The sequence below is a fragment of the Brevibacillus sp. SYP-B805 genome, assembly GCF_011059135.1.
Lineage (GTDB): Bacteria > Bacillota > Bacilli > Brevibacillales > Brevibacillaceae > Brevibacillus_F.
Window position 1 is genome coordinate 1 of sequence record NZ_JAALGD010000019.1, and the last position, 12661, is coordinate 12661.

At 55.2% G+C, this 12661-nt stretch carries 12 protein-coding genes and 1 rRNA gene; 11 read left to right on the forward strand and 2 right to left on the reverse strand.

All coding sequences use genetic code 11. The features are described from left to right. Positions 1 to 111: ribosomal RNA gene (locus G3578_RS18505) — 23S ribosomal RNA — on the forward strand; the annotation flags it as partial. Between the two features lie 180 nt (positions 112 to 291). Here the strand turns inward: G3578_RS18505 and G3578_RS18510 are convergent. After that, complete coding sequence (locus G3578_RS18510; RefSeq protein ID WP_165214711.1) at positions 292 to 1860, reverse strand: ABC transporter substrate-binding protein; 1569 nt, start codon at positions 1858 to 1860, stop codon at positions 292 to 294. A 38-nt stretch (positions 1861 to 1898) separates the two neighbouring features. Continuing rightward, complete coding sequence (locus G3578_RS18515) at positions 1899 to 2978, reverse strand: M24 family metallopeptidase (RefSeq protein ID WP_165214714.1); 1080 nt, start codon at positions 2976 to 2978, stop codon at positions 1899 to 1901. Positions 2979 to 3197: 219 nt separating this feature from the next. On the opposite strand from G3578_RS18515, the gene nikC reads away from it, so the two are divergent. From nikC to G3578_RS18565, 10 genes are read left to right on the forward strand one after another with little or no spacing between them, the layout of a single operon-like run. Beyond that, positions 3198 to 4097: a nickel transporter permease gene (gene nikC, locus G3578_RS18520; RefSeq protein WP_165214717.1), complete on the forward strand. Its 900-nt coding sequence runs from the start codon at positions 3198 to 3200 to the stop codon at positions 4095 to 4097. Positions 4098 to 4109: 12 nt separating this feature from the next. Next, complete coding sequence (gene nikB / locus G3578_RS18525; protein ID WP_165214720.1) at positions 4110 to 5030, forward strand: nickel ABC transporter permease; 921 nt, start codon at positions 4110 to 4112, stop codon at positions 5028 to 5030. A 16-nt stretch (positions 5031 to 5046) separates the two neighbouring features. Then, positions 5047 to 6093 (forward strand): oligopeptide/dipeptide ABC transporter ATP-binding protein, encoded by a 1047-nt coding sequence (locus G3578_RS18530; RefSeq protein ID WP_165214723.1) that lies wholly within the window; start codon positions 5047 to 5049, stop codon positions 6091 to 6093. Beyond that, positions 6086 to 7063, forward strand: coding sequence for a dipeptide ABC transporter ATP-binding protein (locus G3578_RS18535; protein WP_165214726.1), 978 nt, complete (start codon positions 6086 to 6088; stop codon positions 7061 to 7063). Before G3578_RS18530 ends, G3578_RS18535 begins: the two co-directional genes overlap by 8 nt. A 28-nt stretch (positions 7064 to 7091) precedes the next feature. Then, positions 7092 to 7844, forward strand: coding sequence for a sensor histidine kinase (locus tag G3578_RS18540; protein WP_165214729.1), 753 nt, complete (start codon positions 7092 to 7094; stop codon positions 7842 to 7844). Positions 7845 to 7869: 25 nt separating this feature from the next. Then, positions 7870 to 8559, forward strand: a complete 690-nt coding sequence (locus tag G3578_RS18545; protein WP_165214732.1) for a response regulator transcription factor — start codon at positions 7870 to 7872, stop codon at positions 8557 to 8559. Positions 8560 to 8561: 2 nt separating this feature from the next. Continuing rightward, complete coding sequence (locus G3578_RS18550) at positions 8562 to 9851, forward strand: SLC5/6 family protein (protein WP_165214735.1); 1290 nt, start codon at positions 8562 to 8564, stop codon at positions 9849 to 9851. Between the two features lie 21 nt (positions 9852 to 9872). Further along, positions 9873 to 10463 (forward strand): chromate transporter, encoded by a 591-nt coding sequence (locus G3578_RS18555; protein WP_165214739.1) that lies wholly within the window; start codon positions 9873 to 9875, stop codon positions 10461 to 10463. Between the two features lie 3 nt (positions 10464 to 10466). After that, positions 10467 to 10997, forward strand: a complete 531-nt coding sequence (locus G3578_RS18560) for a chromate transporter (RefSeq protein ID WP_165214742.1) — start codon at positions 10467 to 10469, stop codon at positions 10995 to 10997. A gap of 28 nt (positions 10998 to 11025) precedes the next feature. Next, the gene (locus G3578_RS18565; protein WP_165214745.1) at positions 11026 to 12633 is read left to right on the forward strand and encodes a gamma-glutamyltransferase family protein; all 1608 of its coding nucleotides are present in this window, start codon (positions 11026 to 11028) and stop codon (positions 12631 to 12633) included. Positions 12634 to 12661: the final 28 nt, after the last annotated feature.

Genomic DNA, 12661 nt, shown 5'->3' on the forward strand with positions numbered 1-12661 from the left:
ACAGCGTCAAGCTGGTAAGACCCCTCATAGACGATGAGGTTGATAGGTTCGGTGTGGAAGCGCGGCAACGCGTGGAGCTGACGAATACTAATCGGTCGAGGACTTATCCACAACAAGCCTTCAGCAAAATCTTGCGTATCCAGTTTTGAAGGTGCAAAAGCGAAGGAAAGCAGCCTACCTGCCGGTTGGCTGTTTTTGTTATTGTCGGCCGCTTGCACCGTGCTTGATTGTCAAACTGATGACAAACAACTGACGCCTCCGATTTTTCGGAGGCGTCATTTTTCATAAGCCCTATTGGATCGTCACGTCGTTTAACATCATAATGCCGGACGGATGCATCCAGAACCCGTTTACGTTTTTGCCGGCGGCCACAAGATCCTGGTCATTGCGGATAAAGACCATGGGAGCGTCATTCATCTCGATTTCCTGTGCTTTTGCATAGATCGCTTTCCGTTTTTCCGGATCCGTTTCACGGCGGCCGGCATCAATCAGCTTGTCCACTTCCGGATTGCTGTAGAAGGAGCGATTACCTGGGTTTCCTTGGGCTTCCGTATGGAACAGGAAGTATTGGTTGTAGTCGGCATCGCCGGTCATGTTGGACCAACCAAGGATGTACATATCCTGCTCTCCTTTTGCCGTCCCCTCCAAATAGGCCCCCCATTCCACAACCTTAATCTCCACGTTGATCCCGATCCCTTTCAGCTGGGACTGTACAACCTCGGCAAGGTTTTGCCGTTCCTTGTTGTCGTTGGTCCAGATGGTCGTATTGAAGCCATTCGGGTATCCCGCTTCGGCCAGCAATTCTTTGGCCTTGTTGATATTGTATTCGTAAGGCTTCAGGTTAGGATTGTGTCCCCAAACGGCTGGTCCCATTGGGCCGGTTGCCTTGGTACCAACATTGTTGTAGACACCCTTCAGGATGGCATCCACATCAATCGCGTAGCTGATTGCCTGACGGACGCGCACATCGTCAAACGGTTTCTTCTTCAAGTTGAACCCGATGTAGTCAACCCCAAGCGCGTCGCTGCGGTACAATTTGGCATTCGGCGAAGATTGGACGCGCTCGACATCGTTGACCGGCACCGGTTCAGCCAGATGAGCTTCCCCGGCCTCAATCATGGCCATTCTTGTCGCGTCTTCCGGAACAACTTTAAAGACCACTTTATCCACTTTTGCTTTGTTGCCCCAGTAATTTTCGTTTTTGACAAGGACAATTTCCTGTCCAGGAGTCCATGATTCAAACTTGAACGGACCGGTTCCCGCCGGATGCTGACCCAGTTTCAATCCGTATTGCTCGATGGCTTTCGGACTGATAATACCCGCGGAGTAATGAGCCAGATTGGATAAGAGCGGAGAGAATGGATACTCGGTAATGATCTGTACGGTATAGTCGTCGATGACCTTCACTTCTTTAATCATCTTAAAAAGGGAGGCGCGGGGAGAAGCCGTTTCCTTGTCAAGCACGCGGGCAAACGTCTTTTTCACCGCATCGGCGGTAAACGGTGTCCCATCGTGGAAGGTAACGCCCTGGCGGAGCTTGAACTCCCACGTCACATCGTCAATTTTCTTCCACTCTGTCGCCAATGCCGGCTGAATCTCCATGTTTTTGTCCTGGGTGACCAGCCCTTCGTAAATTTTGCCGTGATACACGTTGGCAGACGGAATGTCCGTCCCTTTGTGCGGATCAAGCTGGGTCGCATCGGACAGTTCGGCAATGACCAATGTCCCGCCCGGGTTGGCTGCAGCAGGAGCACTTGGTGTCCCGCCTGCATTGTCCGGCGCAGACGAACATCCGGTCAAGGCCAATGAGCAGAGAAGTGACAATGCGAGTAAACTGCTGCGTAATCGTCTCTTTTTCACTTGGAATTTCCCCCTTTACTGATTTGGTCTCAAGGTGATCACACGGGGATCACTTGAAGCTCTTTCGTCGCCGTGGTGAGGTTGTCGTAACCGTCAGCCGTGATGACAACCAGATCCTCGATGCGCACACCGCCAAATCCCTTGATGTAAATGCCCGGCTCGACGGTGATGACCATTCCCGGTTCCAGTACGGTCTGATCGTTATGCCGCATGGTTGGCTTTTCGTGAACGGCAAGGCCGATGGAGTGGCCCAGGCTGTGACCGAAACAGTCGCCATATCCGGCCGCGCGAATGATGGATCGTGCGACCTCATCCACTTCGGAGCAGACTTTGCCCGGCCCGATGGCAGCAAGGGCGGCTTCCTGGGCTTCCTTGACGATTTGGTAGATTTCAAGCTGTTTGGCGCTGGGCTGTCCGACCACCACGGTGCGGGTGAAGTCGGAGTAATACCCCATCACACGGGCACCGATATCCATTTTCACGAAATCGCCGACCCGGATGACCCGATCGGTCGCTTGCCCATGCGGCAGGGAAGAGCGTTCGCCAGAGGCAATCACATGATTGGCTTTGATGCCCTCGGCTCCCAGCTTTCGCATGAAAAATTCCAGTTCCAGGCCGATCTCCTTCTCGGTTATGCCGGGTTTGATATACGAAAGAATGTGCGCGAAGGCCTGGTCACACATGGCGATTCCCTGGCGCAGATACGCGATCTCTTCTGCATCCTTGTACATGCGGATGCGATCCAGGATCGGTTCCACATTGGACAGCTCCAGTGTGGGAGCGAGACGGTTGAATGCGAGGTATTGGGCGGTCGGCAGCTTGTCGAGCTCGATCCCGACATGGCGAAGCGTTTCATCCTGAAGCCTGGTGCAGATCATGGTCATCAGGTTCTGCTGATGATTCACCACTTCAAATAATGGTGCTTCTTCCGCAGCTTGATCGAGGTAGCGAAAGTCTGTGTACAGCAGGGCATCGGTCTCCGTGATCAGGAGTGCGCCGCTGCTGCCGCGAAACCCGGACAGGTAATAACGGTTTTCCGGTGACTGGACAAAAACCGCTTCCAGCCCTTTCGCCTTCATCTCATGGCGAAGTTTGCGCAGTCTGTTTTCCCTGTTCATTGTAACCGATCATACCCTCCTTTCCATGGATTCAATTCAAGGATGTGACGCGTTACGTGTATTATAAGTAACATTCAAAAAATTTTATTTACATGATTTTTACCTAAATTTAAAGTTATTTTACTATTTGGCTTGCTTGTATTTACTTTGCCTCCCTTTCTGATTACTTTTGTAGGAAACGGCATTGGTATTGCTCGAACAAAGGGAAGGGAGATCCATATGAAGCTGGAATACGCAGATGTTCAACAGACTTCGCCCAAACAGACTGCTTCCCGCAGCAAGCAGAAATGGAACGGTTTTTATCGAAAATTGAAAAGGAACAAAATCGCCCTGGTAGGGGGGGCAATCGTCCTTTTTTATCTCCTTGTCGCGATGTTGGCTCCTGTTCTCGCTCCCTTTGATCCACTGGAGATTCATTTGGAGAAGAAGCTGGTTCCTCCGTCGGCAGAGCATTGGATGGGAACGGACGACAAAGGCCGGGATATCTTGAGCCGGTTGATGTACGGGACACAGCTCTCGCTTGCGGTCGGGTTTGTCTCCGTTTTGATCGGCATGGTTTTTGGAATTGTCCTTGGCGTAGTGGCGGGGTATTACGGGAAGTGGATCGACACGGTCATCATGCGGGTGATTGATGTATTGCTCGCTTTCCCGGGGATCCTGCTGGCGCTGGCCATCATCAGTGCGCTCGGGCCAAGCCTCATGAACGTCATGGTGGCGGTGGGCATCTTCTCCATTCCAACGTTTGCCCGGATTGTAAGAGGGTCGACGCTGGCGGTGAAAAAGCTCGAATACGTCGATGCCGTGCGGGCACTCGGCGCCAGCGATTTCATCATCATTGCGAAGCACATCCTCCCCAATATCATGTCGCCGATTATTGTCCAGGCCACGCTGCGTGTGGCGACAGCCATTTTGACAGCGGCGGGGCTCTCCTTCCTCGGGCTTGGGGCGCAGCCGCCCACTCCGGAGTGGGGGGCAATGCTGAGCAATGGCCGGGATTTTTTGTTCAGCGCTCCTCATATCGCCCTGTTCCCCGGCATCGCCATTTCGACATTGGTGTTGGGATTCAACTTGTTCGGCGATGGGCTGAGGGACGCGCTTGATCCGCGTATGAAAAAATAGGAGGACATGAGCATGCTGGTATTTATCATCAGACGCATTCTGCAAATGATTCCCGTCTTGCTGGGGGTTACCCTGGTCGTCTTCTTGATCATGCAGATGGTGCCGGGCGATCCGGCCGTGCTGCTGGCGGGTGAAGGGGCAACCCCGGAAAAAATCGCGGAAGTGCGGCATCAACTGGGGTTGGACAAACCGTTGGCCCTGCAATATCTGAATTATGTCAAGGATGTGGCTCAGGGCGATTTGGGGGAGTCCATTCGCACGAACCGCCCCGTTTTGAGCGAAATCATGACGCGGCTGCCGGTTACCATTGAACTGGCGGCAGCCAGCATCCTGATCACGATTGTACTGGGGGTGTTTGCGGGGGTTGTCTCTGCCACCAAGCAGTATACGGTTGCGGATATATCCTTGATGATCGTGGCGCTGCTTGGCGTATCGCTGCCCAACTTTTGGCTGGGCTTGATGCTGATTCTCTATTTCTCGGTCAAGCTGCACCTCTTCCCGGTTGCCGGTTGGGGCAGCTTCATGCACATGGTCCTTCCTGCGCTGACGTTGGGAACCTCGGGAGCGGCGATCGTGGCCAGGATGACGCGTTCCAGCATGCTGGAGGTGATTCGGCAGGATTATATCCGGACCGCACGTGCCAAAGGCGTGAAGGAACGGGTCATTGTCTACAAGCACGCCTTGAAAAATGCCTTGATCCCCGTCGTCACCGTTGTCGGTCTCCAGTTCGGCTCCCTGCTTGGGGGGACCGTCTTAACCGAGTCGGTCTTTGCCATCAACGGCCTCGGGCGGTTGATTGTCGACGCCATCCGCATGCGTGATTTGCCGATGGTGCAAGGCGCGGTACTGGTTGTGTCGGTTATTTTCGTGCTGGTGAATCTGGCCGTTGATATCATATATCGTTCCTTGAACAAACGCATTGAATTAAACTGACGGGAAGGTGGTTCACGTGAGTCAGCACCGGGAAAAAATCCTGGAAGTTCGGCAGCTGCAAACCCATTTCTTTACCGAAGAAGGGGTCGTGAAGGCAGTCGATGGCGTTGATTTTACGGTTCACAAAGGGGAGACGCTCGGCATCGTCGGTGAGTCGGGCTGCGGCAAAAGCATCACCTCCCTCTCCATCCTGCGGCTGATTGCTTCGCCTCCCGGTAAAATCGTAGGCGGTGAAATTCTCTTTAAAGGAGAAGATTTGCTGAAGAAGTCGGAAGAAGAGATGCGAAACATCCGCGGGAACGACATCTCGATGATTTTTCAGGAGCCGATGACGGCGTTAAATCCTGTGTACCCGGTAGGAGAGCAAATCGCCGAAGCGTTTCGTCTGCATCAGGGACTCGGCCGGAGAGAGGCGTGGGCGAAAGCGGTGGAGATGCTCCGACTGGTCGGCATCCCCTCTCCGGAAAAACGCGCGGCCCAAGAGCCACATGAGCTGAGCGGGGGGATGCGGCAGCGGGTGATGATTGCCATGGCGCTGGCCTGTCATCCGGAACTGCTGATAGCGGACGAACCGACAACCGCGTTGGACGTGACGATTCAGGCACAGATCCTGGACCTGATGAAATCGCTGCAGCAAGAGATGGGCATGGGCATTATCATGATCACGCACGACCTCGGGGTGGTTGCCGAAACATGTGACACGGTGGCGGTCATGTATGCCGGCAAAGTGGTAGAATATACAGATGTCGATACGCTGTTCGAACAGCCCAAGCACCCGTATACAATCGGCCTGCTCAATTCCCTGCCCCGTCTTGATCGGGATGAGGAAGAACTGCAAGCCATCCCGGGCAGTGTGCCAAGTCCATATCACATGCCGCCGGGATGCCGCTTCGCCCCGCGCTGCGCCTATGCGACGGAAAAGTGCAATACCGCGCTTCCCGAACTATTCGATACAGGAACGGGCCTGGTTCGCTGCTGGGCCTATACGGAAGAGTGGAACGGCGATCACCTGCCGGGCGCGGAGCGAAAGAGTGACGAAAGGGAGGTGGCCACAGGTGGCTGAAGCAGCGAAACAACCATTGTTGGAAGTAACCGGGTTGAAAAAGTATTTTCCGATAAAAGGAGGCGTCTTCGGCCGCGTCGTCCAGCATGTCAAAGCGGTGGATGATATCAGTTTTACCATTTACCCGGGAGAGACGGTCAGCATTGTCGGCGAGTCGGGATGCGGGAAATCGACGACGGGGCGCGCGATCCTGCGGCTGGATGAACCGACCGCCGGGGAAATCCGCTTCAACGGCATCAACCTGCTGGCCTTGGGCAAAAGGGAGATGCGCCGCATGCGGAAGGATTTGCAGGTGATTTTCCAGGATCCCTTCGCGTCGTTAAATCCCAGACAGACAGTGGGAGAGATCTTGCGGGAGGCGCTCGCCATCCAACAGGTTGTGCCGAAAAGCCAGTATACCGAGAAAATCATGGAATTGTTGGCGAACGTCGGGATGCGCCCCGACAGCATGGATCGTTACCCGCACGAATTCAGCGGCGGCCAGCGGCAAAGAATCGGCATTGCCAGAGCGCTTGCAGTGGAACCGAAGCTGATCGTGTGCGATGAAGCCGTCTCCGCCCTGGATGTTTCGATTCAGGCGCAAGTGCTTAATCTGTTGAAGGAGTTGCAGCGCAAGTATCGGCTCGCCTATCTGTTTATTTCCCATGACCTGGGCGTCGTCCGACATATCTCCGATCGCGTCATCGTGATGTACCTGGGAAAAATCGTGGAGGTTGCCGACAAGCAATCCTTGTTCGCCAACCCGCAGCACCCGTACACCCGGGCGCTGATGTCGTCCATTCCGCTGCCCGATCGCAGGGTGAAACGGGAACGCATCCTGCTCTCCGGAGATGTGCCGTCTCCGCTCCATCCGCCCGCCGGCTGCCGCTTCCATACGCGCTGCCCCTATGCGGTCGCGCTTTGCAAGGAAAAGGCGCCAGAGATGAAGGCCGCGGGAGAAACGCATCAGGTGGCCTGCCATTTGATCTAGATCGTTACATGCATGCAAAGGGATCGCCATGATAGGTTTTGACACCTTTACCGCGCTGATCATGATGTTTATTCTGGCGCCGATCGTTGGGGCGATTACGCTGTTGTTCATGTTCAGCTTTGAAAAGCGGATCGATCTGCTGGAAAACCGAAACAAGAAAATCGCCCTGGAAAAGGAACTGCAGCAAAGCTTGTACAACCAGTTGAACCAGCAGATTCAGCCCCATTTCTTGTTCAACGCGCTCAATGTGATCCTGAGCCTGGCCAGGCTGAAGCGGACGGAGGAACTGGTCCGGGCGCTGGAGCACCTTGCCGCTGTGTTGAAATTCAAGTATCAAACGACGGAACAGCTTATTTTACTGCAGCAGGAGCTGACCTACACGGAGCATTACATCGAGATACAGAAGCTGCGCTTCGGATCGCGCTTACAGGTGTCGATCGAGTGTGAGCCTGAATTAAAGAACTGTCTGATTCTTCCCTTCCTGATTCAGACGCTGGTGGAGAACGCGTTCAAGCATGCGCTGGAGAAAAAGACAGGGGAGGCGATTCTGCGCATCCGCCTCTTTTCCGAGAGGGAGACGGCTGTTTTGCAGGTGATTGACAACGGGGCGGCGCGGGGGATTGGCACGCCTGCGGATTCCACGGGAACAAGCGGTCATGGGCTGAATAATATCCGGCGTCGTCTCTCGCTGTTGTTTGAAAACCAGGGAGTGCTGACCATGAAACCCGGTGAGGAGAAAGGCACGGTCGCAGAGGTGCGCTGGCCGCTCATGAAAGCTTGACATGCCTGAAAAAGTGGTGAGGACGATGAATGTACTGCTGGTCGACGATGAACCGCTCGAACTGGAACAGCTTGAATTTTTGATCAAACCGGAATTTCCGTCCTGGAACCTGTACAAAGCAATGGACAGCGAGGAAGCCCTGACCATCCAGGAAAAAGTGAAGCTGGATCTGGCGTTTCTGGATATTCATCTGCCGGGCCAATCAGGATTGAAGCTGGCGGAAGCGCTGCGGAGGCATGCGTCGGATCTGGCCATCATTATCGTGACGGCGTTCCAGGATTTCCATTATGCGAAGCAATCGATCAGGCTGGGCGTGATGGAGTACATCACGAAGCCGGTAATCGAAAGCGAGCTGATGGAGGTGCTCACCCGATACCGCAAACCGGCCGTGCATTCGCGGATCATCCGGGACGCCCTGCACATCCTGAGGGAACAGTTTCATGAAAAAATCAATCTGGCTGACATAGCGGCACAGATTCACGTAAACCCCTCTTACCTCAGCAGGCGGTTTCATGAGGAGGTAGGGCTCTCCTTTTCCGAATACCTGATGAAATACCGGATTGAACGAGCAAAAGAGATGATGATGGACCATCCGGATTGGAACATTTCCCAAGTGGCGGAGCAGGCAGGGTTTAACAGCCTTCACTACTTCAGCACGATTTTTCGCAAACTGGTCGGCGTCACACCGAAAGAATTCCGTGAAAAGGAGAAATAACCTTGCGGAACGAATCCTTTCGCCATTATGCAATGGGAACGGTACAGCTGGGGATCGGCATGGGGATTATCGCGGTCCTGACGCGATGGGTTTCCCAAAACTTGCTGGTCACTTCCCCGGAAGTGCTGGTAAAATATGGGCTGATCGGCGGAATAGGCTTCAGTCTGGCATTGGGGATTGCGCTGGTTCTGTTCGCTTTGTTGGGAAAACGGATCAGACGGGAGCTGCCGGAGGGGCAGACGATCGCCGATTATCTGCGGGGGAAGCTGCATCCGGCGGGTTATCGGGTGATGCTGGGGTTCATCCTGGCAACGAGCGTCAATGCCATATTCGTTCACGGCCTGGCGGCGGGATATTTCCTGCAAAAGCTGACGGGGCTGTCTCTGTCCCAGGGGGTTTTCCTGTTTTTTCTGCTCTGCTTGCTGTATGCCGGATTCGGCGGGGGGGCGATGCTCAATCGGGTTGGACTGGCCCAAATGGTTTTCCTGTTTATGACGCTCATACTGCTGCCCGTGAATTTTTTTGTCCGCGAGGGCGTCGAGCAGGTGTATGACGGCATCCGGCTGTATCACCCCTATTTGCTGGTATGGAACAATCGGGATGGCTGGTACCTGATCCTCGCCGGGGTCATTGTCGGGGTGGGACAGGTGCTGTCTGACCGGTCGCTTTGGCAGCGGCTGTTTATGATGGAGGAGAAAAAGGTGGTCTCCATACTGGGATTGTCCGGGTTCATCTGGTCCACGCTGCCCCCGGCGGTTGCCACCCTGACCCTGTTCGCCATTCACAAAGGCAGTTTTGCCAATGTGTATTCCCTGCTGTACGCGCTGATTGATACCATCAGCACTCCCGCCTTGCTGGGTGTGTTCATTCTGGGGATGTTCAGCATGGTGACCGCGTCGTTTGGAGCTGAGCTTCATGCATTGGTCTGCTTGTTCGTGCGTAACATGTATCAAGCCTGGAAGCCTGCCGCCAGCGACAGGGAACTGCTCCGGGCCGGCTATTTGTTTGCCGCCGCCGTCTCCCTGCTTTCCTTTCTCCTGACGGTTTCTTTTGCCCCAAGTCTGCTGCAGCTGCTGCTCTTTGCCGGAGTCATTCAGGTTGCGCTGATGCTGCCCATGCTGGTTGTGATATTCAGCCGGCGGCCAACGGGGAATCTGGTTCCGTACAGTACCGTGATCGCTGCCGCATCCGGATACGGCACGTGGTGGATCAAGGGCGGCGTTGGCGGCATTTTTGTCGCATTTCTCGTTTCGCTATTGTTGATCGCCCTTTCACTCTTCCTGAGAAAATAAGGGCGGAAGGAGGCGCTTCGCATGATATATTGGCAGTTGTTTCTGGCGTTTTTTCGTATCGGCATATTCGGGTACGGCGGGGGACCTACCATGCTGCCTCTCTTTCACGTGGAGTGTGTGAAAAAGTACGGCTGGATCTCGGCCGATGAGTTTGCCGATACGGTCGGGTTTGCAAACGCGCTGCCCGGACCGATCGCCACCAAGATGGCCAGCTACATCGGCTATAAAGTGAAGGGGTGGACAGGGGCATTCATCGCCAACTGCGCCGTTACCCTGCCCGTCCTGCTGGCGATGATGGGGCTGCTCAGTCTCGTCTATACCCTCAAAAACTCGGGTGCGGTCAAAGGGATGGTGACGGCCATTCAGCCGGTCATCGCCGTCATGATGGCCGCGATGGCGATTGAAGTGATCCAGAAAGGATGGAAAGATGCCGGCGACCGCAAAAACGGCCTGTTCGGCATGATGCTGGCATCGGTTATTGGGATCGTGCTGTTGGACATTCACCCGGGGATACTTGTCGCGGTCACCCTCCTGGGGGCGTTTGCGCTTTCCACCCGAACCGTGAGACAGCAAAAAAAGCAGCGGGCGAAAGAGACGAGCAAGGGGGCATAAGCCATGTTGTACCTGCAGATATTCTGGGCATTTTTTGTCGCCAACATCTTGGGATACGGCGGCGGGCCGCCGTCGATTCCGTTGATTCAGGCGGAGGTTGTAGATCATTACCATTGGATCACCAATGAACAGTTCGGGGAAATTCTTGCGTTGGCCAACGCACTGCCCAGTCCGATCGCAACCAAACTGGGCGGATACATCGGCTATGAGGTGGGCGGTGTGACGGGCGCCATCGTTGCCCTGCTTGCCACGATCGCTCCCACCGGCATCGCCATGATCGCATTGATCGGCTTTATGAATCTCTTTCGGAATGCGCCGCAGGTAAAAGCGATGTCCCAGTCGATACGTCCGATCATTGCCGTCCTGTTCGCCGTGCTCACCTACCAGTTTTTCCTCAGTGCCATCGAGCAGGCGGGGTGGATGCATACCCTGATTTTGGCCGCTGCCGCTTACTTTTTCCTGGAGCGGAAAAAGGCTCATCCGGCCATGGTGATCGCTTCTTCCATGGTTTATGGCATCATCTTTATCCATTAACGCAAGCTGCTCAGGGGAGGAGTCGTCTATGCAGTACAACCCGTTACATTACCCATACGGTTCGCGCCGGAATGCCGTTTTTGCGAAAAACGGGATGGTGGCCACATCCCAACCGCTGGCCGCCCAAGCGGGGCTGGATATCTTGAAAAAAGGGGGCAATGCCATTGATGCCGCCATCGCGACAGCAGCCTGCCTGACCGTGGTAGAACCCACGTCCAACGGCATTGGCGGGGACGCCTTTGCCCTTGTATGGACAAAAGGAGAGCTGCACGGCCTGAATGCCAGCGGCCCGGCACCGCGAAGCATCTCCATTGCAGCCGTGCAGCAGCGGGGATATGCAGAGATGCCGAAATACGGCTGGATCCCCGTAACGGTACCAGGCGCCCCGTCTGCCTGGGCGGCCCTGTCGAAGCGATTCGGGAGACTGCCGTTTGCCGAAGTGCTGCAGCCGGCTATCCGGTATGCCGAAGAGGGGTACCCCGTTTCACCTACGCTCGGGAAATACTGGAAGATTGCGTTTGCCAAATATGCGGCGGAGGCGAAAGGCGATGAGTTTCGCCATTGGTTTGCCACGTTTGCCCCGCATGGCAGAGCGCCCGAAATCGGGGAAATGTGGCGTTCTCCCGATCACGCCCGTACCCTCAGGCTGATTGCGGAAACGCATGCGGAAGCTTTTTACCGCGGCGAACTGGCCGAGGAGATCGACCGCTTTTCGCGGCAGCACGACGGCTTTTTGCGAAAGGAAGACTTGGCGGCCTACGAGCCGGAATGGGTGCAGCCGATCCGCGTCAATTATCGCGGATATGATGTATGGGAGATTCCGCCCAACGGTCAGGGGCTTGTTGCCCTGCTGGCGCTGCAGATCGTAAAGGGGTTTGACTTCCCTTCCAGGGATACGGCGGATACCTACCACAAGCAGATTGAAGCGATCAAACTGGCCTTTGCCGATGGACTTGCCTATATCACCCAGCGGGATAAAATGAAGGTCAGGGTGGAAGACCTGCTGTCGGAATCGTATGCTGCTGCGAGAAGGGAACTAATTGGCGACAAGGCCTTGCAGCCGGCTCCCGGGGAGCCTCCCAAAGGGGGCACCGTGTATCTGGCGGCGGCTGATGCGGAAGGAAACATGGTATCCTTTATCCAAAGCAACTACATGGGCTTCGGTTCGGGTCTGGTCGTTCCGGGCACGGGCATCAGCCTGCAGAACAGGGGGCACAACTTCTCGCTGGACCCCGCTCATGACAACTGCCTGGAGCCGGGCAAGAAAACGTATCATACGATCATCCCGGGCTTTTTGACGAAAGATGATCAACCGGTGGGCCCGTTTGGCGTGATGGGCGGCTTTATGCAGCCGCAGGGCCACATGCAGGTGGTCATGAATCTGATTGATTTTCATCTTAATCCGCAGGCGGCGCTGGATGCCCCAAGGTGGCAGTGGATCAAGGGAAAAACGGTGGAGCTGGAAAGCACCGTCCCCGAGCATATCGCGCTGGCCCTCGCGGAGAAAGGACACGATGTCAGATGGGCGCTCGGCTCCGGAGGGTTTGGCCGCGGACAAATCATCGTGCGAAATGAGCATGGCGTCTTGGTAGGCGGGACGGAACCGCGTACGGACGGCTGCATCGCGGCCTGGTAGCAATGGGAAAAGTCTTTGTACCGTTTGG

What these genes read in the sequence shown, in the direction of transcription:
- G3578_RS18515 (WP_165214714.1), bottom strand. Translation starts at nt 2,978, where the DNA reads ATGAACAGGGAAAACAGACTGCGCAAACTTCGCCATGAGATGAAGGCG.
- nikC (WP_165214717.1), top strand. Translation starts at nt 3,198, where the DNA reads ATGAAGCTGGAATACGCAGATGTTCAACAGACTTCGCCCAAACAGACT.
- nikB (WP_165214720.1), top strand. Translation starts at nt 4,110, where the DNA reads ATGCTGGTATTTATCATCAGACGCATTCTGCAAATGATTCCCGTCTTG.
- G3578_RS18540 (WP_165214729.1), top strand. Translation starts at nt 7,092, where the DNA reads ATGATAGGTTTTGACACCTTTACCGCGCTGATCATGATGTTTATTCTG.
- G3578_RS18545 (WP_165214732.1), top strand. Translation starts at nt 7,870, where the DNA reads ATGAATGTACTGCTGGTCGACGATGAACCGCTCGAACTGGAACAGCTT.
- G3578_RS18555 (WP_165214739.1), top strand. Translation starts at nt 9,873, where the DNA reads ATGATATATTGGCAGTTGTTTCTGGCGTTTTTTCGTATCGGCATATTC.
- G3578_RS18560 (WP_165214742.1), top strand. Translation starts at nt 10,467, where the DNA reads ATGTTGTACCTGCAGATATTCTGGGCATTTTTTGTCGCCAACATCTTG.
- G3578_RS18565 (WP_165214745.1), top strand. Translation starts at nt 11,026, where the DNA reads ATGCAGTACAACCCGTTACATTACCCATACGGTTCGCGCCGGAATGCC.